We start from the raw sequence: 21802 nt of genomic DNA on the forward strand, positions 1-21802 counted from the left end.
AGAATAGATATAGTTATTAACAAAAAATAAAAAGAAAAGATGAAAAAATTGGCAGTGTTAGGAATGGGAGTATGTATTGTACTGGCATTCTCTTCTTGTAAATCGAGTGAAAGCGCTTACAAGAAAGCATACGAAAAGGCTAAACAGCAGGAACTGGCAGAACCGCAGACTACTGCACCGGTAGAGGAAGTTGCTCCTGTGGTTAGCGCTCCGGTAGAAGCTAAGGTTGTAGAAAGTGCACCGGTAGGTACGATCCGTGAAGAGAAAGTGACGGTGGTATCAGGTGCTGACGGACTGAAAGATTATAGTGTTGTATGCGGTAGCTTCGGTGTGAAAGCCAATGCGGAGAACCTGAAAAACTTCTTGGATAAGGAAGGTTATAATGCTGTCATTGCATTTAATGCAGACGCCGCTATGTATCGTGTAATTGTAAGTACATATGCAGACAGAAACTCTGCTGCCAGCGCTCGCGATGCTTTCAAGGCTAAATACCCTAACCGTCAGGATTTCCAGGGTGCTTGGCTGCTGTATCGCATTAATTAATTTGAATTCTTTTTGGTAATTCATAAGAAAGGGGTATTTCCCTCCTTTCAAGATAGGGCGGTAACTGGGAAGTTACTGCCTTTTTCATAATCTGTTGAAAATGATTATGAAAACTCTGTTTTGGGTGATTGTGAAAAGTACTTATAAATATCTCTTTTCGTTTAAAAGAAGTTATAAAACAAAATTAAAAACTTTTGGCGGTAAAAAAGTTTTTAATTTTGCACCTTATATATTTTGAGAATACAATATGGAACGACAATATATACTTGATGCGATTGATGCAGCACTTTGTGCCGGCAAAGATATCCTCTCTATTTACAACGATCCGACCTCAGATTTTCAAATAGAAAAGAAAGCGGATAATTCTCCTTTGACGATTGCTGATAAGAAAGCGCATGCGGCTATTGCCGACTATCTGCAAAAAAAGCCTTATCCATTATTGAGCGAGGAGGGAAAGCATTTGCCCTATACAGAGCGATGTGCATGGACTACTTTATGGATTGTAGACCCTCTGGATGGTACCAAAGAGTTTATCAAACGGAATGGCGAGTTTACCGTTAATATCGCTTTGGTTCGTAATTCCGTTCCGGTAATGGGGGTTATATACCTTCCGGTAAAGCGGGAGCTTTATTTTGCAGAAGAAACATTAGGTGCTTACAAACTTTCGGATTTTACAGCTCGCAGCGGAGCGTCGTTGGAAGAGTTGATGGCGAAAGCCGTTCATTTGCCGATTAAGGATAATCACGATAAATTTGTAATTGTAGCATCCCGCTCACATCTGTCTCCCGAAACTGAAGATTACATTGAAAAGATGAAGCATTGCCACTCGGATGTAGAATTGATTTCCAGTGGAAGTTCCATTAAAATATGTCTGGTGGCGGAAGGTAAGGCGGATGTATATCCCCGTTTTGCTCCCACCATGGAATGGGATACGGCAGCAGGGCATGCCATTGCACGTGCTGCCGGTATGGAAGTATATCAGGCCGGAAAAGAAGAACCGCTACAGTACAATAAGGAAGATTTGTTGAATCCTTGGTTTATAGTAGAGCCCAGGCGTAATTAAATAACGACTCGTATATATGACGTTTGAAATCATATTTGTGCTTTTAGCGTTGCTGGGCATGGTGATAGCCCTGGTTCTGGATAAAATGCGTCCGGGGATGGTGCTCTTTTCGGTGGTGGTACTGTTTCTCTGTGCTGGAATCCTGACACCTAAAGAAATGCTGGAAGGATTTAGCAATAAGGGTATGATTACGGTTGCCATGCTGTTTCTGGTCAGTGAGGGGATTCGCCAGTCCGGTGCGTTGGGGCAGCTTATCAAGAAACTCCTGCCACAAGGTAAAACCACCGTTTTCAAAGCGCAACTCCGAATGCTGCCTACGATTTCCTTTATTTCGGCTTTCTTGAATAATACTCCTGTCGTTGTAATTTTTGCTCCGATTATAAAACGTTGGGCTGAGTCGGTAAAGCTTCCGGCTACTAAATTTCTGATTCCTTTGTCCTATGTGACGATTCTGGGAGGTATCTGTACTTTAATCGGCACTTCCACCAATCTGGTGGTACACGGTATGATACTGGATGCTGGTTATGAGGGATTTACTATGTTTGAACTTGGGAAAGTCGGTATTTTTATTGCAATAACCGGTATTATCTATCTGTTTCTGTTTTCTTCCAGACTATTGCCCGATGTCCGTAAAGATGCGGTGAAACCGGATGATGAACCGGAAGAACATAGTGATCTGCATAGGGTAGAGGCTGTCTTGGGTCCTCGTTTTCCGGGTATCAACAAGAAACTGAAGGATTTTAACTTTAAACGTCATTATGGCGCTGAAGTGAAAGAGATAAAGCGTAACGGCCAGAGTTATGTGCAGGATTTGGAGAATGAGTATTTCCGGGAAGGTGATACTTTGGTGGTAATGGCTGATGATTCTTTTGTGCAGACGTGGGGTGAATCTTCTGTCTTCGTGATGCTTGCCAACGGTAAGGATACGGAGCCTGTTGCAAGTAAAGGCAAACGTTGGTTTGCCCTTGCCCTGCTGATTCTGATGATAACCGGAGCTACAGTTGGCGAACTGCCTGCAGTGAAAGAGGCTTTTCCGGATATCAAACTGGATATGTTCTTTTTCGTGTCCGTTACAACCATTCTAATGGCATGGACAAAAATCTTTCCGGCCCGTAAATATACCAAATATATATCGTGGGATATCCTGATAACGATTGCCTGTGCTTTTGCCATCAGCAAGGCAATGGTAAACTCCGGAGTGGCGGATGCCGTGGCCGAATACATCATTGGACTGACGGATCATTACGGGCCTGCGGTGTTGCTGGCTGTCATGTTTGTCATTACAAACCTGTTTACCGAACTGATAACGAATAATGCCGCCGCTGCACTTGCTTTTCCGTTGGCGCTTTCCATTTCATCGCAACTGGGCGTAAGTCCGACGCCTTTCTTTGTGGTTATCTGTATGGCTGCATCGGCAAGTTTCTCGACGCCTATCGGCTATCAGACCAACCTGATAGTACAAGGTATCGGCAATTATAAATTTACGGATTTCGTCCGCATCGGACTTCCGTTGAATATTATCACTTTTCTTATATCCATATTCCTTATTCCCTTAATATGGCCATTTTGATTGAATTATGACAGAAAATAATATATATCCTATTTTTGACAGAATGTTGTCGAGGCAAGACAAAGAAGAACTTCTGAAACAACATAGCGTGATGATTTGGTTTACCGGGCTGAGCGGGTCGGGTAAGAGTACGATAGCTATCGCTTTGGAACGTGAGTTGCATAAACGCGGATTGCTTTGCCGTATTTTGGACGGAGACAATATCCGCAGCGGCATCAATAACAATTTGGGCTTTACGGAAGCCGACCGCATAGAGAACATCCGCCGTATAGCCGAGGTTTCCAAATTATTTGTAGATACGGGCATTATAACGATTGCAGCCTTTATCAGTCCCAGCAACGACATCCGCGAAATGGCGGCGAATATTATCGGGAAGGATGATTTTCTGGAAGTGTACGTCAGTACGCCCATTGAGGAATGCGAACGCAGGGATGTAAAAGGCTTGTATGCAAAGGCACGCCGCGGAGAAATTAAAAACTTCACGGGTATTTCCGCGCCATTCGAGGCTCCTGCACATCCGGCATTGACACTGGATACATCTGCGTTGAGCCTGGAAGAATCCGTCAATAAATTATTGGAATTAATTTTACCGAGAATTCAGAAGAAATAATATAGCATGAAAGAAGAATATAAACTGAGCCATTTGAAAGAACTCGAAGCAGAGTCTATTCATATTATCCGCGAAGTGGCTGCGGAATTCGAGAATCCGGTGATGCTGTATAGTATCGGCAAGGACTCATCGGTTATGGTACGTCTGGCCGAAAAGGCTTTTGCTCCGGGTAAGGTTCCTTTCCCGTTGATGCATATCGACTCTAAGTGGAAGTTCAAGGAGATGATTCAATTCCGTGACGAGTATGCCCGGAAGTACGGCTGGAACCTGATTGTAGAGAGCAATATGGAAGCTTTTGAAGCAGGTGTAGGACCTTTTACGCATGGCAGTAAAGTGCATACGGACTTGATGAAGACACAGGCGCTGCTGCACGCATTGGATAAATACAAATTCGATGCGGCTTTCGGTGGCGCCCGTCGCGATGAAGAGAAGTCGCGCGCAAAGGAACGTATCTTCTCTTTCCGTGATAAGTTCCACCAATGGGATCCGAAGAATCAGCGTCCGGAATTGTGGGACATATACAATGCGCGTGTCCATAAGGGAGAAAGTATCCGTGTGTTCCCGTTGAGCAATTGGACGGAACTGGACATCTGGCAATATATCCGTCTGGAGAATATTCCTATCGTACCTTTGTATTTTGCCAAGGAACGTCCTTGCGTGGAGATTGACGGCAACCTGATTATGGCTGATGACGACCGCTTGCCGGAACAGTATCGCGAGAAGATTGAAATGCGTATGGTACGTTTCCGTACGTTGGGTTGCTGGCCGCTGACCGGGGCTGTAGAAAGCAGTGCCGATACAATCGAGAAGATTGTGGAAGAGATGATGACTACCACCAAGAGCGAACGTACCACCCGCGTTATCGATTTCGACCAGGAAGCAAGTATGGAGCAGAAGAAACGTGAGGGATACTTCTAATGAAATTAAGAATTAAAAATTGAGAATTAAGAAATGGATGATTCAAGACTTGATATAAAGGCTTTCCTTGATAAAGACGAACAGAAAGATTTGCTTCGTTTCCTTACCGCCGGTTCGGTGGATGACGGAAAGTCCACGCTTATCGGACGTCTGTTGTTCGATAGTAAGAAATTGTATGAAGACCAGTTGGATGCGTTGGAGCGCGACAGCAAACGTATGGGTAATGCCGGCGACCACATCGACTATGCCTTGCTGTTGGACGGTTTGAAGGCGGAGCGTGAGCAGGGCATTACTATTGACGTGGCCTATCGCTACTTCTCCACGAATAATCGTAAATTCATCATTGCCGACACTCCGGGACACGAACAGTATACGCGTAACATGATTACCGGCGGCTCTACCGCAAATCTGGCGATTATTCTGGTAGATGCCCGCACGGGTGTCATCACGCAGACGCGCCGTCATACTTTCCTTGTATCTTTGCTGGGTATCAAGCATGTGGTGCTTGCCGTTAATAAGATGGACTTGGTGGACTTCTCCGAAGAGCGTTTCAATGAAATTGTAGGCGAGTACAAGAAGTTTATCGCTCCGTTGGGCATCCCCGATGTAACTTGCATCCCGCTTTCTGCGCTTGACGGCGACAATGTGGTGGAGAAGTCGGAGCGCACTCCGTGGTACAACGGTACTTCTTTGCTTGACTTCCTCGAAACCGTACCTATTGATAACGACCACAACCTGAAAGATTTCCGTTTCCCGGTACAGTATGTGTTGCGTCCCAACCTCGACTTCCGTGGTTTCTGCGGCAAGGTGGCTTCGGGTATTATCCGCAAGGGAGATGAGGTGATGGCATTGCCGTCCGGAAAGAAGTCCCGCGTCAAGAGCATCGTGACCTATGACGGGGAATTGGATTATGCTTTCCCACCGCAGTCCGTTACCTTGACGCTCGAAGACGAGATTGACGTATCACGCGGAGAGATGCTGGTACATCCTGACAATCTTCCGATGATGGAGCGTAACTTCGAAGCCATGGTAGTGTGGATGGACGAGGAACCGATGGATGTAAACAAATCGTTCTTCATCAAGCAAACTACCAATTTGAGCCGTACGCGTATTGACAATATCAAGTATAAGGTAGATGTCAATACAATGGAGAAACTCTCCCTTGACAACGGCCGGTTGACGAAAGAGACCCTGCCGATGCAGTTGAACCAGATTGCCCGCGTAGTGTTGACTACTGCCAAGGAACTCTTCTTTGACCCTTATCAGACCAACAAAGCCACCGGTTCTTTCATCCTGATAGACCCGATAACCAACAATACCAGCGCCGTTGGTATGATTATCGACCGCGTGGAAGATAAGGATATGCATGTATCCGAAGAACTCCCTGTTCTTGACTTGCCGAAGCTGGGCATCGCTCCCGAGCATTACGAAGCTGTAGAGAAAGCCGTCAAAGAACTGGAACGTCAGGGAGTGGCAGTGATTATTAAGAAATGAAAATTAAACATTAACAAATAAGAGTCGGATGAGAATTGCGGACTGGCCCGAAAGGCTGTTCTGCAATCCTCAACTTACAATTCTCAATTAAACAAGAATGGGTTTATTAGAATTCAACAAACTGCCGATTAACACACTGGTCGGTGCAGACTGGAAAACGTTCAACGCCATTACAAAGGGACGTGAAATAGATGCCGCGTACAAAGGTAAATTCCGGTTGACGAAAGCCGTTTGCCGCATGCTTTCCACATTGGCTCCCTTGCAGGACAAACGCTATGAGAAGCTGTTGGCGGACAAACCGCTGGAGCACGACCCTGTATTTATCCTCGGTCACTGGCGTAGCGGAACAACTTTCGTGCATAATGTGTTCTCTTGCGACAAGCATTTCGGCTATAACACAACGTATCAGACCGTATTTCCGCATCTGATGATGTGGGGACAGCCTTTCTTCAAGAAAAACATGAGCTGGCTGATGCCCGACAAGCGTCCCACGGACAATATGGAGCTGGCGGTAGACCTGCCGCAGGAGGAAGAGTTTGCGTTGGCGAACATGATGCCTTATACCTATTATAACTTCTGGTTCTTGCCCAAGCATCAGCAGGAGTATGCCGACAAGTATCTATTGTTCGACGATATAAGCGAGGCGGAGCTGAAGGTGTTTGAGGAAACATTTACCAGACTCATCAAGATTTCCTTGTGGAATACGCACGGTACGCAGTTTCTCAGCAAGAACCCGCCGCATACCGGGCGTGTGAAGGAACTGGTAAAGATGTTCCCCAATGCCAAGTTCATCTACCTGATGCGTAATCCTTATACGGTGTTCGAGAGCACGCGCAGTTTCTTCACGAATACTATCCAGCCGTTGAAACTTCAGGATATTACTCCTGCAGAACTGGAGCAGAACATCCTGTCTGCCTATGCCAAACTTTATCATAAGTACGAGGCGGACAAGGCAAGCATTCCGGCGGGTAATCTGATTGAAGTGAAGTTCGAGGACTTCGAAGCCGATGCTATGGGAATGACGGAGCACATCTACGATGCGCTGTCCATACCCGGTTTTGCGGATGCCCGCACTGCCATCGAGCAGTATGTAGGCGGTAAGAAAGGTTATAAGAAGAATAAATATAAATATGACGACCGCACGGTGCAACTGGTTCAGGACAACTGGGGCTTTGCGCTGAAGCAGTGGAATTATGAACTTTAACTGATTGTAGGAGAATAGAGAAATGATTCGTAAAAGACTTCGAATGTTGAGTTTGCTGTCCGCAATGCTTTGCTGCGTAGCAGTATCGGCACAGCATAAGGTTGAGATGATTCCTTTCGGAAATATGGATCAATGGATTGACCGCCAGATTAAAGAATCGGGAATTATCGGCGGTGCTACCAAAAATGTGTATGCTATCGGTCCTACGGCAACTATCCGTGAAAACAAGCCGTATAAGAATATGGGCGGTTCCCCGTGGGCTACTTCCAACGTGATGGCGCGTGTGGCAGGCATCACCAAAACCAATACTTCGGTATTTCCGGAGAAGCGGGGCGACGGCTTCTGTGCCCGTATGGACACCCGTATGGAAAGCGTAAAGGTGTTCGGCATCGTGGACATTACGGTGCTGGCTGCCGGTTCCATATTTTTGGGCGATGTACACGAGCCCATCAAGGGGACGAAGAATCCGCAGAAGATACTGAATTCGGGCATCCCGTTCACCAAGAAACCTATTGCCATTCAGTTTGACTATAAGGTGAAGATGTCCGACCGTGAAAAACGTGTTCATGCCACCGGTTTCAGCAAGATAACCGATGTGGAAGGAAAGGATTTCCCCGAAATGAACCTCTTTTTGCAGAAACGCTGGGAAGACAAAGACGGAAATATCTATGCCAAACGCGTGGGTACGGTGGTGGTGCGTTATTACACTACAACGGACGACTGGCGCAACAATGCCACTTATTCCATTATGTACGGCGATATAACGGGCAACCCCGAATACAAGGCGCACATGATGCGCCTGCAAGTGCAGGAACGCTATGCGGTGAACAGTAAGGGCGAAAGCGTGCCTATCAAGGAAGTGGCATGGGGAACGGAAGATGATATCCCCACACATATCCAGTTGCAGTTTACGTCCAGCCACGGCGGGGCATATATCGGTTCTCCGGGCAATTCATTCTATGTAGATAATGTGAAGTTGGTATATTGATTTCGTTCCTATACCGGCATGTGTAATTTTGCCTATGGCGAAAAAACTGTTTGATGTATATCAGACGGGATTTTCACCATAGGCAAAATCTTTTTTGATACGTATGAAAAAGAGTTCAAATATAAATCGTAATTTTGTAGCCCATTATGAGTAGAATAATAGCTATTGATTACGGTAAAAAACGTACGGGCATAGCCGTCAGCGACACGTTGCAGATGATTGCCAACGGGCTTACCACTGTGCCTACCCATGAACTGCTCGCCTTTATCATGGATTACGTGGCGAAAGAACCGGTAGAGCGGATACTTGTCGGACTGCCGAAGCAGATGAATAACGAAGCTTCCGAGAACATGAAACGGATAGAGCCGTTTGTGCGTTCCTTGCAAAAGCGGTTGCCCGATATGCCGGTAGAGTATGTGGACGAGCGGTTTACTTCGGTCTTGGCGCACCGCACCATGCTGGAAGCCGGACTGAAAAAGAAAGACAGGCAGAACAAGGCACTGGTGGACGAAATCAGCGCGACTATTATCCTGCAGACTTATCTGGAGAACAGGCGCTTCTCCTCTTTATAAATGTTTGGAAAATAATTCATAATTCATAAATTAAAGAAATGATTTTACCTGTTTATGTATACGGACAACCCGTATTGAGAAAAGTAGCGGAGGACATTACTCCCGATTATCCGAACCTGAAAGAACTGATTCAGAATATGTTCGAAACCATGGACCATGCCGATGGCGTGGGACTTGCAGCGCCGCAAATCGGTTTGCCTATCCGTGTGGTGGTTGTAGACCTGGATGTGTTGTCGGAAGATTATCCCGAATATAAAGGTTTCCGTAAGGCATATATCAATGCGCATATCCTCGAAGTATCGGGCGAAGAAGTATCTATGGAAGAAGGCTGCCTGAGCCTGCCGGGCATTCACGAATCTGTGAAAAGAGGCAATAAGATACGCGTGAAGTACCTGGATGAGGACCTGGTGGAGCATGACGAGATTGTGGAAGGCTATCTGGCCCGTGTGATGCAGCATGAGTTCGACCATTTGGACGGTAAGATGTTTATCGACCATCTGTCGCCCTTGCGCAGACAGATGATAAAGGGAAAACTGAATGCCATGCTGAAAGGTAAGGCACACTGTACCTATAAGGTGAAAACCGTAAAGTAAGCAAACCATATAATAAGGTATAAAAGGCTCAAAAAATATAAAAAGTCTTCGGTATATCCTGATATGTAAATGAATAAACGCTACTTTTGTTTTGTTTACAAGCATTTATAAGACAAGATGATAAAAAAGATATTGCTGGCAATTCTGTTATTGCCCACGTTGTTATATGCGCAAATCAATACGGAACGGGTGATGACCATTGCCCGCAACGCATTGTATTTCGAGGACTACGTGCTTTCTATCCAATATTTCAATCAGGTAATCAATGCGAAGCCTTATTTATACGAGCCTTATTTCTTCCGTGCGCTGGCAAAAATCAACTTGGACGATTTTCAGGGAGCGGAAGCGGATTGCGATCAGGCTATTCAGCGCAATCCTTTTGTTGTAGGCGCTTATCAGATAAGAGGTTTGGCACGTATCCGCCAGGATAAGTTCGACGGTGCGGTCGAGGACTACAAGACGGCTTTGAAGTACGACCCGGAGAATGTTGTACTTTGGCATAACCTCTCTCTTTGTCATATGCAGAAAGAGGATTTCAATGCTGCCAAAGAGGATTTGGGCAAGTTGCTCGCCATAGCTCCCCGCTATACGCGTGCGTACCTGATGCGCGGTGAGGTCAATCTCAAGCAGAACGATACGATACAGGCCTTGAAGGATTTTGATAAGGCCATTGATATGGACCGTTACGACCCCGACGGCTGGGCCGCCCGTGCCATTGTCCGTCTTCAGCAATCCGACTACAAGGAAGCTGAAAAGGATTTGGACCAGGCGATACACCTGAGCGCACGTAATTCGGGCAACTACATAAACCGGGCTTTGGCGCGTTTCCATCAGAATAACCTGAGAGGTGCGATGAGCGACTATGACCTGGCGCTGGATATTGACCCCAATAACTTCCTCGGTCACTATAACCGGGGACTGCTGCGTGCACAGGTAGGTGACGATAACCGTGCGATAGAAGATTTCGACTTTGTGCTGAAGATGGAGCCGGACAATATGATGGCAACTTTCAACCGTGGTTTGCTGCGTGCACAAACGGGCGATTACCGCGGCGCTATCAGCGACTACTCCAAAGTGATAGAAGAGTATCCCAACTTCACGGCGGGTTACTACCATCGTGCCGAGGCCCGCAAGAAGATTGGCGACCGTAAGGGAGCCGAGCAGGATGAGTTCAAGCTTATGAAGATGCAGCTCGACAAGCGCAACGGCGTGACAACCGGCGGCAATGACAAGGATGTGGCGGATAATGCGGACGGCAACTCCGGAAAGGATAACGGCAAGACCCGTAAGAAGTCCGACAAGAATATGGATAACTACCGCAAGATTGTGATTGCGGATGATTCGGAAGTGGAACAGCGTTATAAGAGCGACTATCGCGGCCGTGTGCAAGACCGTAACGTGACTATCAAGCTCGAACCTATGTATGCGCTGACCTATTATGAGAAGCTGAGCGACGTAAAACGTATTGTGCATTATCACAAGTATATAGACGAGTTGAATCACTCCAAACTGTTCCCCAAACCGTTGCGCATCACCAATATGGAGTCGCCTCTGACAGAAGAGCAGGTACGTTTCCACTTCGCATTGATAGACGCCCATACATCGGATATTGTGGCAGACGAAAAAAATGCCGGAAAGCGGTTTATGCGCGGTTTGGATTTCTATCTGGTGCAGGACTTTGCAAGTTCCATAGACGATTTTACACAGAGTATCCTGCTGGATGATACTTTCTTCCCGGCATATTTCATGCGTGCTTTGGTGCGCTACAAGCAGTTGGAGTACAAGAAAGCGGAAGCCGGTATGAACGAGGGTGCCGTTTCCGGTGCGCAAGAAGTAAAGAAGGCGGAAGTAACGGCGATGGATTACGATATTGTGAAAAATGATTTGGATCATGTCATCCAATTGGCGCCCGATTTTGTTTACGGTTATTATAACCGCGGCAATGTATTGTCGCTGCTGAAAGATTACCGTGCGGCATTGGCGGATTACGACAAGGCAATCGGACTGAATCCCGATTTTGCCGAAGCCTATTTCAACCGTGGCCTGACGCATATCTTCCTGGGCAATAACAGGCAGGGAATTTCTGATTTGAGCAAGGCAGGCGAATTGGGCATCGTTTCCGCTTACAATATTATCAAGCGTTTTACGAATACGCAGCAGTAACATTTTTTTGCTAAAAAATAGAATATCAATAAAGAATTAGCTATTTTTGCGTTCTAAAATTTGAATTATACATAGCATTATGATAAAGATAACATTTCCAGACGGCTCCGTTCGCGAATACAACGAAGGAGTGACAGGACTGCAAATAGCAGAAAGCATTAGTTCACGTTTGGCACAGGATGTATTGGCTTGTGGCGTGAACGGAGAAGTTTATGATTTGGGGCGTCCCATCAGTGAAGACGCTGAAGTGGTTCTCTATAAATGGGAAGACGAACAAGGCAAGCATGCCTTCTGGCACACCAGCGCCCATTTGCTGGCGGAAGCTTTGCAGGAGTTGTATCCGGGCATACAGTTCGGTATCGGTCCGGCCATCGAGAACGGTTTCTATTATGATGTGGATCCGGGAGAGACTGCTATCAAGGAAGCCGACCTGCCCGCTATCGAAAAGAAAATGGCGGAACTGGCAGCCAAGAAAGAAGCGGTTGTCAGAGAGAGCATTTCAAAGACGGATGCCTTGAAGATGTTCGGCGATCGCGGCGAAACTTATAAATGTGAGCTGATTTCCGAACTGGAAGACGGTCACATCACTACTTATACGCAGGGTGCGTTTACCGACTTGTGCCGTGGTCCTCACCTGATGACTACCGCGCCTATCAAGGCTATCAAGCTGACTTCCGTTGCCGGTGCTTACTGGCGGGGACAGGAAGACCGCAAGATGATGACACGTATCTACGGTATCACTTTCCCGAAGAAGAAAATGCTGGATGAGTATCTCGTATTGCTGGAAGAGGCCAAGAAGCGCGACCACCGTAAAATCGGCAAGGAGATGGACTTGTTCATGTTCTCCGATACGGTAGGCAAGGGACTTCCGATGTGGTTGCCGAAAGGTGCTGCATTGCGTATCCGTCTGCAGGAGTTCTTGCGCCGCATTCAGGCCCGTTACGACTATCAGGAAGTAATGTGTCCGCCTATCGGCAACAAGCTGCTGTACATCACTTCCGGACACTATGCCAAGTATGGTAAGGACTCGTTCCAGCCTATTCATACGCCGGAAGAAGGTGAAGAGTACTTCCTCAAACCGATGAACTGTCCTCATCACTGTATGATTTACAAGAACTCACCCCGTTCTTATAAAGACCTGCCTTTGCGTCTGGCGGAGTTCGGTACGGTTTGCCGTTACGAGCAGAGCGGTGAGCTTCACGGCTTGACCCGTGTACGCAGCTTTACGCAAGACGACGCGCACATCTTCTGCCGTCCCGATCAGGTGAAGGATGAGTTCCTGCGCGTAATGGACATTATCTCAATCGTATTCCAGTCTATGCACTTCGAGAACTTTGAAGCACAGATTTCTCTGCGCGACAAGGTGAACCGTGAGAAGTATATCGGTAGCGATGAGAACTGGGAGAAGGCAGAACAGGCTATTATCGAGGCTTGTGAAGAAAAGGGACTGAAAGCCAGAGTGGAATATGGTGAAGCTGCTTTCTACGGTCCTAAACTGGACTTTATGGTTAAGGATGCTATCGGCCGCCGTTGGCAGTTGGGTACCATTCAGGTAGATTACAACCTGCCCGAACGTTTCCAACTGGAATATACGGGAGCCGACAATCAAAAGCACCGTCCGGTAATGATTCACCGTGCTCCGTTCGGTTCTATGGAGCGTTTCGTAGCCGTGCTTATCGAGCATACCGCCGGCAAGTTCCCGTTGTGGCTGACTCCGGACCAGGTGGCTATCCTGCCTATCAGCGAGAAGTTCAATGATTATGCTCAGGAAGTGAAAGACTATCTGAAGAGATATGATGTCCGTGCCATTGTGGATGAGCGTAACGAAAAAATCGGACGTAAGATTCGTGACAACGAAATGAAGCGTATTCCGTACATGCTGATTGTCGGCGAGAAAGAGGCTGAAAACAGAGAAGTTTCCGTCCGCAAGCAAGGCGAAGGCGACCAGGGAACCATGAAATTTGAAGATTTTGCTAAAAAAGTGAACGAAGAAGTTCAAAATATGATAAATAAATGGTAACTTTGCGCCCAATTGTAAAAGCATAGCATACATACGATGTTCTAAAGACCGCTTTTACTTAACAAAAAAATAATTTGGTAGTAATAAACAAGAAACAAACTGGAAGTAAACGTTATTTAATGAAGAATGACAGCTTAAAAGGGCAACATCGGATTAATGAGCAAATCCGTGCCAAAGAAGTCCGCATTGTGGGCGATGAGGTGGAACCTAAAGTATATCCGATAGCTCAGGCCTTGAAAATGGCCGAGGAAATGGAAGCAGATCTCGTGGAGATTTCTCCGAATGCACAACCCCCTGTTTGTCGTATTATTGATTACTCTAAATTTCTTTATCAGTTAAAGAAGCGTCAGAAAGAGCAGAAGGCGAAGCAGGTTAAGGTAAATGTGAAGGAAATACGTTTCGGTCCTCAGACAGACGACCACGACTATAACTTCAAACTGAAACACGCCAAAGGCTTTTTGGAAGATGGCGACAAGGTGAAGGCATACGTGTTCTTCAAGGGTCGTTCAATTCTGTTCAAGGAGCAGGGCGAAGTACTGCTGCTGCGTTTTGCCAATGATTTGGAAGACTATGCGAAAGTAGACCAAATGCCGGTTCTGGAAGGAAAGAGGATGACCATTCAGCTTTCTCCGAAGAAAGGTGCAGCTCCGAAAAAGCCTGCCACACCGAAGCCGGCAGAAGCTCCGAAAGCAGCTCCGGCCGAAGACAAAAGCGAAGACTAAAGAAATGAGTAACGCCGCAGGTATAGTGCGTTGCCATATAATTAAATAATTTAAAAATAAGTAAGATGCCAAAGATGAAGACTAACTCCGGTTCTAAAAAGAGATTTACTCTTACCGGAACAGGTAAAATCAAAAGAAAGCACGCTTTTCACAGTCACATTCTGACTAAGAAAACCAAGAAGCAAAAGAGAAATCTGTGTTACTCTACAACCGTTGATATAACGAATATGAGCCAGGTTAAGGAACTCTTAGCTATGAAGTAATCAAAAGCGTACGAAGTATTATTAAAGTTATTAACCGAATGCATTAGCTTTAAGTCCGTTGCGTGAAGTACCGGCGCTAACATTCAAAAACAAGTAAAACTATGCCAAGATCAGTAAATCATGTTGCTTCTAAAGCAAGAAGAAAGAAAATTTTGAAATTGACCAGAGGTTACTTTGGTGCAAGAAAGAACGTTTGGACCGTTGCCAAGAATACTTGGGAAAAAGGTTTGACTTATGCGTTCCGTGACCGTAAGAATAAGAAAAGAAACTTCCGCGCTTTGTGGATTCAACGTATCAACGCTGCTGCACGTCTGGAAGGTATGTCTTATTCCAAACTGATGGGTGCTCTGCACAAAGCTGGTATCGAAATCAACCGTAAGGTTTTGGCTGATTTAGCAATGAATCATCCGGAAGCTTTCAAGGCCATTGTAGCTAAAGCAAAAGCTGCATAAGCCGGGGTAAAAGAATAAACCTGCAAGGCGCTGATTACGAATACGTAATCGGCGCTTTTTGTTTTGGGCAGTATTGTGGAAATGTGAAAACATTAGATGCAGGCAAACAATTTTCTTGTTTTTCTTGTTTCTTTCGTAGAAACTCACTACCTTTGAAGTAGAAAAAATAGCCGCATTGATTGGATCGGGAAACTCATCAATTCTAATGAAATACCGAGACAAGCTTCAGTTCTCAATGGCGGGCCACGCCTTTCGGGGTAACTCTTGAGTCGGTGGATTACAAAGAGGACGAGCACTCAAATCATGTCATACGGAGTTTCATCACATCATCGGTGCGGCTTTCTATAAAAGAGGAACGGTAATCTTGGTTGACTACCGTTCCTTTTTCTTTTGTCGTTATTTTACGGTTTTGCTTCTTGAAGATCAGAGAGTTCAGTAAAATCGGATTGGTTGCAGTGAGGGGGAAAAGTCCAGGCTTTTGCTCGTTTAACTCCAGGTGTTTACTCCCGAAATGCCTGAAGTTTTAGGTTGGAATGCCCGGTGTTTGGGAAGTAAATTCCGGAAGTTTCGGGAGTATAATGCAGGGATATTTACCGGTATGGCACGGCTTCACTAACGGTTGGAACTGGACATACCGGTAGAATATTATTTGTTATCCCGCAAGTCTTTTACCCTGACGGCTTTGCCTTCGCTTTGAGGCAGGGAGCCTTTCTTGACCAGCTTCACTTTAGGAGTGACAAGGATTTCATCTTTCAGTCGGCGGGAAATAGCTTTGCGTACTTTCTCCAGTTCTATATAGTTGTCGGTGGATAAGTCGCTGAGCTCTACTTCCACAATTATTTCATCTTGATTGCTGATGGTTTCCAGAGTAATGAGGTAGTTGCTGCCCAATTCGGGGAATTGCACCAATACCTTTTCCACCTGCATGGGGAAGATGTTGACACCCTTGATGATAAACATATCGTCGCTGCGGCCCTTGATGCGGTCGATGCGCAGATGCGTACGTCCGCAGGGGCATGTACCCGGAAGTATGCGGGTAAGGTCGCGTGTGCGGTAGCGTATCAACGGCATCATTTCACGGTCGAGGGTAGTCAGTACCAGCTCTCCAATCTCACCGTCGGGAACCGGTTCGCCGGTTTCCGGATTGATGATTTCAACCAGATAGCAATCTTCCCAAAGGTGCATGCCGTTTTGCTCGGTACACTCAAAGGCAACGCCGGGACCGTTCATTTCGGTCATGCCGAAACTGTTGTAGGCTTTGACACCCAGTATCCGCTCAATCTTCCTGCGCTGTTCGTCCGTATGAGGTTCGGCTCCGATGACGAGGGTTTTCAGAGTAGTCGATGCCGGGTCGATACCTTCTTCCTGAAATACTTCCGCCAGGCGTATGGCATAACTGGGAATGGCATGCAAGGCGGTGGTTCTGAAGTCCGTGATGAACTTGATTTGCCGTTTGCTGTTACCGGCAGCGGCGGGTACGGTCAGTGCTCCCAGGCGTTCGGCTCCGTATTGGAAACCTAATCCTCCGGTGAACATACCATAGCCGGAACTGTTTTGAAAAACATCGGTCTTTCGTATGCCTACTGCGTATAGGCAACGTGCTACAAGGTTGGCCCAGGACTCCAGATCGTGCCGGGAGTGGACGATGACGGTGGGCGTTCCCGTGGTTCCGCTGGAAGAGTGGATGCGTACACCGTCTTCGTGCATATTGCCGGCCACAAGTCCGAAAGGGTAGTTGGCGCGCATGTCCGCCTTGGTGGTAAACGGGATTTTCCGGATGTCTTCTATCGACCGGATGCTGTCTGCCGTAATGCCGTGCTTTTGAAAAACTTGTTTGTAATAGGGGGAATTTGCTGCAATGCCGATTGTCTTCCTAAGCCGCCGGAGTTGCAGTTTGTGCAACTCCTCACGCGGCATGGTTTCTATCTCTTCTTCCCAGTATTTGTCATTCATGGTTATTGGTATTTTGATTTACATCAGGTTTTCTGCAATTTCCTTACCGGCAACCAAGGCCTTGAGGTTCAACTCTACAATGGCTTCGCCTTTACGCTGGAAAATGTCGCGGATGCTGTCTTGTACCTTCTGATAATCAATGCCGAGGAACGGAATGGTAGCTCCCAGCAACACGATGTTGGCAACGCGTGGAGAGCCCACTTCTTTGGCTACTTCGTTTACGTTCAGTGCAATCTTGTGAGGAAGCTTGTCAAGTTCGGCTTTGAGAGCTTCTTCGGCAGGATAGTGGGGGATATTGATGAAAGGGGCTTCGTTCGTTACCAGCCAGCCTTCGGGACTGAGGTAGGGAAGATAGCGCAGCGCTTCCATGGGCTCCAGCGATATGATAAGGTCGCATTTGCCTGTAGGGATGAGGTCGGAAGCGATAGGCCGGTTGCTGATGCGGAGGTTGGACTGTACGTCTCCGCCTCGCTGGCTCATTCCGTGTACTTCGGCCTGTTTCATGTATAATCCGTCTTTAAGGGCTGCCTGCCCGATTACGGTAGCGATAGAGAGGATGCCTTGTCCGCCTACGCCGGAAAGTATAATGTCTTTTTTCATGGCTTTACTTGTTTCGTTTCTTACGTGCTAAAGTTTGAATACATTCTCTGCGGGGAATAATGACGGATACTCCGCGGTATTCGATTTCTTCGCGGATTATCTGCCTCATTTCCTCGTAGTTCTTCTTCAATGGAACTACTACGCGGATATGTTCGGGCGCTACGCCGATACCTGCACAGATAGCTTCGAGACGGCCGGTTCCGGCTGAATCCTGTCCGCCGGTCATGGCTGTGGTTTCGTTGTCGGAGATGACGATGGTGACGTTGGCGTTTTCGTTTACGCAGTCCAGCAGGCCTGTCATGCCGGAGTGGGTGAAGGTGGAGTCGCCGATAACGGCAACCGCAGGATGGACTCCGGCATCCGAGGCGCCTTTTGCCATTGTAATGGAAGCTCCCATGTCTACGCAGGAGTCAATGGCATTGAAAGGAGCGTTGGCTCCTAAGGTGTAGCAGCCGATGTCGCTGAATACCTTGTGGCTGGGGTATTCTGCCCGGAGCACTTCGGTCAGCACGGTGTACATATCGCGGTGTCCGCAACCTTCGCACAAGGCTGGTGGGCGCATTTCAACGAGTGAGGGAACAGCGAATTCCGCTTTGTTCTCTTTGCCTACGGCGCGTGCTACGCTGTCCGGATTCAATTCTCCGTCCTGCGACAGTGTGCCGTCCAGGCGTCCTTTGACTTTTACGCCGATGCCGAGGCAACCTTTCAGTTGTTTTTCTACAAACGGTTGTCCGTCTTCCAGTACGAGTATTTCGTTGCAGGCTTCTACAAGCTGCATCAGTTGTTTCTTGGGAAGCGGGTACTGGCCGATTTTCAATACCGGAAATTCGCAGCCTTCGGGATAGTTCTCCATAAGGTAGTTATAACCGATGCCGCAGGCTATGATGCCCAGTTTTTTGTTGGGACCGTCTATGTACTTGTTATAAGGTGAGTTTTCCGAGGCTTTGACAAAATCGTCCTGATGCTGCAACAGAAGTTTGTAGCGTTTGCGGGCGTTGCCGGGGAGCAGGATGAACTGGCGCGGGTCGTCACTGAAAGATACCTCGTTCTGAGGCTGTTGCGCCTTGCGTTCTACGCCGGAACGGGAATGTGCCAGCCGGGTGACCATACGCATCAGCAGCGGTTCGCCGGTTTGTTCGGAAAAGGCAAATCCGTTGTAAACCATGTCGTAGGCTTCTTGCTGGTTACTCGGTTCGTACATCGGAATCAATGCAAAGTCACCGTAGAAACGGCTGTCTTGTTCGTTTTGTGACGAATGCATGCTGGGGTCGTCGGCTGCAACGACAATGATGCCGCCTTTAACGCCGGTCACGGCGGAGTTGATAAAACAGTCGGCAGCCACATTCATGCCTACATGTTTCATGCAGACCAGTGAACGTTTTCCTGCGAACGACATTCCCAAAGCTGCTTCCATGGCAGTTTTCTCGTTGGAACACCAGCGGTTGTGGATACCTTTTTCGGCAGTAATCGCTGCTGTCTGGATATATTCGGTAATCTCCGTCGAAGGAGTACCCGGGTAGGCGTACACACCGGATAGGCCGGCGTCTAATGCAGCCTGTGCAATGGCTTCATCGCCAAGTAAGAGTTGTTTGCTCATTTTTTAGTGTTTAAGTGTTAATCATGGTTTTAGTAACAATCGCAAATATAGCTTTTTGCTTTTGTTTTATTATGATATTAGTTGAAAATCTTTCTTTCGTTTAACGCCTTCCAATACTTTCTGGCATTTTTCATGTGTTCGGCGTAGTTGGCTGCAAAATTATGGGTTCCTGAAAAATCTTCTTTGGCACACATATAAATGTAATTGTGTCTGGTGTAATTCAGGACTGCGTCTATACCTATGGGGGTGGGAATGCGGATAGGGCCGGGGGGCAGGCCGAGGTTGCGGTAGGTGTTGTAGGGCGAATCGATGGTGAGGTGTGCATTGGCAATACGGCGCAGGCTGAAGTCTTGCAGGGCAAACTTGATGGTAGGGTCGGCTTGTAGCGGCATGCCGGCGTGGATACGGTTGATGTACAGGCCGGCAATCATGGGCTTTTCCTGGTTGTTGTTTGTTTCCTCTTCAACGATGGAAGCGAGGGTGCATACCTCTTCCTGTGTCATGCCGATGGCTTTCGCTTTATTGAGCCGTTCCCGATTCCAGAACTTCTGATGTTCTTTCTGCATCCGTTCGAGGAAATCCTCTACGCTCATGTTCCAATATACTTGGTAGGTTTCGGGTATGAAAAGGCAGGCTATTGTCGCTTTGCTGTATCCCAGCCGTTGCTGGAGCAGAGAGTCATTTATCACTCCGGCTATTTCGGCGGAATCAATCATCAGTTGTTTCCCTACGTTACGCGCCAGTCTGTCCAAAGTGCGTACGCTTCCGATGGTCAGGTTCATGGGGGCTTGGTATCCTCTGTAGAAACGGTTGAATACATGGTAAACGTTCTCGCCGGGACGTATCGCATAGCGCCCGGTGTGGATGTTGCCGGAGTAATCGCGCCATTGGGACATCCATTTGAAACCGTTGAAACTATTGGGCTTTCCTTGTGCTTTTATCTTATTGTATATGGAGTCTGTCGTATCGTCGCGGTCGATGTAGATATAAACTGTCTTTTGCGGATGAAATTGCGGAGTGAACAGGTAGTAATACATTGTACCCGCACTTGCAATGCCTATGAAAAGAATAACCGCCAGTGCTCCGAAAAGGATTCTTTTTTTCTTTTTTTTCATCATAATCTTGATTGTTTTTGAGTCGGGCAAAGTTAGCAAGATTTGGGAATAAAGAGAATGCTTCCCTTGTTTTATTCATGACAGGAAGAGGGGGATGTGTCAATATATACTTGACGATTTCTTTTAGATACGGAAAACACGGATTTCACAGATTTTCTTTATTCTTTTTCCGTGAAATCCGTGTTTTCCGCGTAATCCGTGCCTAAACAAAGAAACAAATAGTAAGCGGATTTTAGTTTTGGCACACACACATTCTCTTCGGGTGTTTCAGCACTTGGATTTCAAATCCCGATTAATCGTCATCGTAGTGTCGACAATGTCTCTTGTGGTGTTTTTTCGGCTTTCTGTATTTGTGTTTCTTATGGTGGAATTTGTCATGGCGTTCACAGTATGAATTATAGTATTCATGCCAGCAGTCACTGTGGTGATGGACTCTGTTATAGAAAGGGTTATAATACATACTTCCCGGCTTTATGCCAATCTCCACAAGGATACGGTTCCACCCGTAACGATGATACCGCTTGTAATAGTCGCATACATCACGCATTTTTTTTCCTGAAGTTCTGGCTATCTCAAGTGCAATTCCCACATTTCCCCAGTCATTGCCACAGCGTCTGTAGTAATCGTCTAAGGAATGGTTTGAAATATTATATTCCAGGCATAGGCGCTTTCTGTAATCAGAGAGTTCCACAGATGCGTAGCGGTTAGCTCTGCCGATAAAGACGGAAATGCCATCCTGGGCAGGCAAAGCGCATGCAAGCAGGAGAAAAAACAGTAGCAAATTAATCTTTTTCATAATGTTTCTAAGTTAAATGGAGTTCTGTTCCTTACTGTGTGAATATTTGGACAGTTTTCCGGCAACTTCTATTCCAGTTTTTCTTTGGCTTTTTCAATTTCATCGCCGGCTTTATCCAAAGCCTTCTTTACCTCATCCGCTCCCTCTTCAATCTGGTCCTGCGCCTCTTCGAGGGCTTCCTCAACAGATTCCTTTACATTTTCTACACGGTCTTTAACCTTGTCTTTAGCCTTTTTTTCTCTGCACGATGCAAAGGCAAGTGTAATTGTACATGCCAACATGGCGAATAATAATTTTCTCATATACTTACATTTTGGTGATATTGTGTAATTAGTTAAAATTCAAATGTAGAAATAAATATTGTGTTTGGCAAATTACGAAATTTTTTTTGAGTATCATGCATGAGTAAAATGCCCTGCTTATTGATACGTTCTACACAGTGGATCTTTTTTTGAACTGTCGGATAATTAAGGAGATAAGTCCGCTTTGAAATATGTTTGTGAGCATATAAAAAGCTATCTGTTTCAGTTAGCTGCTCCTTTTGTAGGTAAATGCCATCTGTTCTA

21 protein-coding genes are annotated in these 21802 nt (G+C 46.6%); 15 read left to right on the plus strand and 6 right to left on the minus strand.

The window, feature by feature from the left end:
- Window positions 1–39 precede the first annotated feature (39 nt).
- From NQ565_RS08345 to rplT, 15 genes are all read left to right on the plus strand, one after another.
- Window positions 40–543: an SPOR domain-containing protein gene (locus NQ565_RS08345; protein ID WP_005654982.1), complete on the plus strand. Its 504-nt coding sequence runs from the start codon at window positions 40–42 to the stop codon at window positions 541–543.
- A gap of 247 nt (window positions 544–790) precedes the next feature.
- Window positions 791–1606: a 3'(2'),5'-bisphosphate nucleotidase CysQ gene (gene cysQ / locus NQ565_RS08350; RefSeq protein WP_005654986.1), complete on the plus strand. Its 816-nt coding sequence runs from the start codon at window positions 791–793 to the stop codon at window positions 1604–1606.
- A gap of 16 nt (window positions 1607–1622) precedes the next feature.
- Window positions 1623–3176 carry an SLC13 family permease gene (locus tag NQ565_RS08355; protein WP_005654987.1) on the plus strand — a complete coding sequence of 518 codons (1554 nt, stop codon included), beginning with the start codon at window positions 1623–1625 and terminating at the stop codon, window positions 3174–3176.
- A 7-nt stretch (window positions 3177–3183) separates the two neighbouring features.
- Complete coding sequence (cysC, locus tag NQ565_RS08360) at window positions 3184–3786, plus strand: adenylyl-sulfate kinase (protein WP_005654989.1); 603 nt, start codon at window positions 3184–3186, stop codon at window positions 3784–3786.
- A 6-nt stretch (window positions 3787–3792) separates the two neighbouring features.
- Window positions 3793–4704: a sulfate adenylyltransferase subunit CysD gene (gene cysD, locus NQ565_RS08365; protein WP_005654990.1), complete on the plus strand. Its 912-nt coding sequence runs from the start codon at window positions 3793–3795 to the stop codon at window positions 4702–4704.
- A gap of 33 nt (window positions 4705–4737) precedes the next feature.
- Window positions 4738–6198: a sulfate adenylyltransferase subunit CysN gene (cysN, locus tag NQ565_RS08370; protein ID WP_005654991.1), complete on the plus strand. Its 1461-nt coding sequence runs from the start codon at window positions 4738–4740 to the stop codon at window positions 6196–6198.
- A 97-nt stretch (window positions 6199–6295) separates the two neighbouring features.
- Window positions 6296–7402, plus strand: coding sequence for a sulfotransferase family protein (locus tag NQ565_RS08375; RefSeq protein ID WP_005654993.1), 1107 nt, complete (start codon window positions 6296–6298; stop codon window positions 7400–7402).
- Window positions 7403–7424: 22 nt separating this feature from the next.
- Window positions 7425–8390: a PCMD domain-containing protein gene (locus tag NQ565_RS08380; RefSeq protein ID WP_005654994.1), complete on the plus strand. Its 966-nt coding sequence runs from the start codon at window positions 7425–7427 to the stop codon at window positions 8388–8390.
- 146 nt (window positions 8391–8536) lie between these two features.
- Window positions 8537–8962 (plus strand): Holliday junction resolvase RuvX, encoded by a 426-nt coding sequence (gene ruvX / locus NQ565_RS08385; protein ID WP_005654996.1) that lies wholly within the window; start codon window positions 8537–8539, stop codon window positions 8960–8962.
- 38 nt (window positions 8963–9000) lie between these two features.
- Window positions 9001–9555, plus strand: a complete 555-nt coding sequence (def, locus tag NQ565_RS08390; RefSeq protein WP_005654997.1) for a peptide deformylase — start codon at window positions 9001–9003, stop codon at window positions 9553–9555.
- A gap of 117 nt (window positions 9556–9672) precedes the next feature.
- Entirely contained in the window at window positions 9673–11718 is a 2046-nt protein-coding gene (locus NQ565_RS08395) for a tetratricopeptide repeat protein (RefSeq protein WP_005654999.1), read from the plus strand.
- Window positions 11719–11797: 79 nt separating this feature from the next.
- Window positions 11798–13738 carry a threonine--tRNA ligase gene (thrS, locus tag NQ565_RS08400; protein WP_005655000.1) on the plus strand — a complete coding sequence of 647 codons (1941 nt, stop codon included), beginning with the start codon at window positions 11798–11800 and terminating at the stop codon, window positions 13736–13738.
- Between the two features lie 119 nt (window positions 13739–13857).
- Complete coding sequence (infC, locus tag NQ565_RS08405; protein WP_005655001.1) at window positions 13858–14460, plus strand: translation initiation factor IF-3; 603 nt, start codon at window positions 13858–13860, stop codon at window positions 14458–14460.
- Window positions 14461–14525: 65 nt separating this feature from the next.
- On the plus strand, window positions 14526–14723 hold the full coding sequence (gene rpmI / locus NQ565_RS08410) for a 50S ribosomal protein L35 (protein ID WP_005655002.1): 198 nt from the start codon (window positions 14526–14528) through the stop codon (window positions 14721–14723).
- Window positions 14724–14824: 101 nt separating this feature from the next.
- Complete coding sequence (gene rplT / locus NQ565_RS08415) at window positions 14825–15175, plus strand: 50S ribosomal protein L20 (protein WP_004289896.1); 351 nt, start codon at window positions 14825–14827, stop codon at window positions 15173–15175.
- A gap of 645 nt (window positions 15176–15820) precedes the next feature.
- Here rplT and NQ565_RS08420 read toward each other — a convergent pair.
- The 6 genes from NQ565_RS08420 to NQ565_RS08445 form a co-directional block, all read right to left on the minus strand.
- Window positions 15821–17128 carry a phenylacetate--CoA ligase gene (locus NQ565_RS08420; RefSeq protein ID WP_005655004.1) on the minus strand — a complete coding sequence of 436 codons (1308 nt, stop codon included), beginning with the start codon at window positions 17126–17128 and terminating at the stop codon, window positions 15821–15823.
- An 18-nt stretch (window positions 17129–17146) separates the two neighbouring features.
- Window positions 17147–17728, minus strand: coding sequence for an indolepyruvate oxidoreductase subunit beta (locus tag NQ565_RS08425; RefSeq protein ID WP_005655005.1), 582 nt, complete (start codon window positions 17726–17728; stop codon window positions 17147–17149).
- 4 nt (window positions 17729–17732) lie between these two features.
- The gene (locus NQ565_RS08430; protein ID WP_005655006.1) at window positions 17733–19325 is read right to left on the minus strand and encodes a thiamine pyrophosphate-dependent enzyme; all 1593 of its coding nucleotides are present in this window, start codon (window positions 19323–19325) and stop codon (window positions 17733–17735) included.
- Between the two features lie 77 nt (window positions 19326–19402).
- Complete coding sequence (mltG, locus tag NQ565_RS08435) at window positions 19403–20440, minus strand: endolytic transglycosylase MltG (RefSeq protein ID WP_040315813.1); 1038 nt, start codon at window positions 20438–20440, stop codon at window positions 19403–19405.
- A gap of 292 nt (window positions 20441–20732) precedes the next feature.
- Window positions 20733–21236 carry a hypothetical protein gene (locus NQ565_RS08440; RefSeq protein WP_005655009.1) on the minus strand — a complete coding sequence of 168 codons (504 nt, stop codon included), beginning with the start codon at window positions 21234–21236 and terminating at the stop codon, window positions 20733–20735.
- Window positions 21237–21304: 68 nt separating this feature from the next.
- Window positions 21305–21538, minus strand: a complete 234-nt coding sequence (locus tag NQ565_RS08445) for a hypothetical protein (protein WP_005655010.1) — start codon at window positions 21536–21538, stop codon at window positions 21305–21307.
- Window positions 21539–21802: the final 264 nt, after the last annotated feature.

Origin of the sequence: Bacteroides stercoris ATCC 43183, assembly GCF_025147325.1 — a bacterium.
Lineage (GTDB): Bacteria > Bacteroidota > Bacteroidia > Bacteroidales > Bacteroidaceae > Bacteroides > Bacteroides stercoris.

Bases quoted from the DNA above. Each gene is read 5' to 3' on its own strand.
- NQ565_RS08345 (WP_005654982.1), top strand. From the start codon at position 40: ATGAAAAAATTGGCAGTGTTAGGAATGGGAGTATGTATTGTACTGGCA.
- cysQ (WP_005654986.1), top strand. From the start codon at position 791: ATGGAACGACAATATATACTTGATGCGATTGATGCAGCACTTTGTGCC.
- NQ565_RS08355 (WP_005654987.1), top strand. From the start codon at position 1,623: ATGACGTTTGAAATCATATTTGTGCTTTTAGCGTTGCTGGGCATGGTG.
- cysC (WP_005654989.1), top strand. From the start codon at position 3,184: ATGACAGAAAATAATATATATCCTATTTTTGACAGAATGTTGTCGAGG.
- cysD (WP_005654990.1), top strand. From the start codon at position 3,793: ATGAAAGAAGAATATAAACTGAGCCATTTGAAAGAACTCGAAGCAGAG.
- cysN (WP_005654991.1), top strand. From the start codon at position 4,738: ATGGATGATTCAAGACTTGATATAAAGGCTTTCCTTGATAAAGACGAA.
- NQ565_RS08375 (WP_005654993.1), top strand. From the start codon at position 6,296: ATGGGTTTATTAGAATTCAACAAACTGCCGATTAACACACTGGTCGGT.
- NQ565_RS08380 (WP_005654994.1), top strand. From the start codon at position 7,425: ATGATTCGTAAAAGACTTCGAATGTTGAGTTTGCTGTCCGCAATGCTT.
- ruvX (WP_005654996.1), top strand. From the start codon at position 8,537: ATGAGTAGAATAATAGCTATTGATTACGGTAAAAAACGTACGGGCATA.
- def (WP_005654997.1), top strand. From the start codon at position 9,001: ATGATTTTACCTGTTTATGTATACGGACAACCCGTATTGAGAAAAGTA.
- NQ565_RS08395 (WP_005654999.1), top strand. From the start codon at position 9,673: ATGATAAAAAAGATATTGCTGGCAATTCTGTTATTGCCCACGTTGTTA.
- thrS (WP_005655000.1), top strand. From the start codon at position 11,798: ATGATAAAGATAACATTTCCAGACGGCTCCGTTCGCGAATACAACGAA.
- infC (WP_005655001.1), top strand. From the start codon at position 13,858: ATGAAGAATGACAGCTTAAAAGGGCAACATCGGATTAATGAGCAAATC.
- rpmI (WP_005655002.1), top strand. From the start codon at position 14,526: ATGCCAAAGATGAAGACTAACTCCGGTTCTAAAAAGAGATTTACTCTT.
- rplT (WP_004289896.1), top strand. From the start codon at position 14,825: ATGCCAAGATCAGTAAATCATGTTGCTTCTAAAGCAAGAAGAAAGAAA.
- NQ565_RS08420 (WP_005655004.1), bottom strand. From the start codon at position 17,128: ATGAATGACAAATACTGGGAAGAAGAGATAGAAACCATGCCGCGTGAG.
- NQ565_RS08425 (WP_005655005.1), bottom strand. From the start codon at position 17,728: ATGAAAAAAGACATTATACTTTCCGGCGTAGGCGGACAAGGCATCCTC.
- NQ565_RS08430 (WP_005655006.1), bottom strand. From the start codon at position 19,325: ATGAGCAAACAACTCTTACTTGGCGATGAAGCCATTGCACAGGCTGCA.
- mltG (WP_040315813.1), bottom strand. From the start codon at position 20,440: ATGAAAAAAAAGAAAAAAAGAATCCTTTTCGGAGCACTGGCGGTTATT.
- NQ565_RS08440 (WP_005655009.1), bottom strand. From the start codon at position 21,236: ATGAAAAAGATTAATTTGCTACTGTTTTTTCTCCTGCTTGCATGCGCT.
- NQ565_RS08445 (WP_005655010.1), bottom strand. From the start codon at position 21,538: ATGAGAAAATTATTATTCGCCATGTTGGCATGTACAATTACACTTGCC.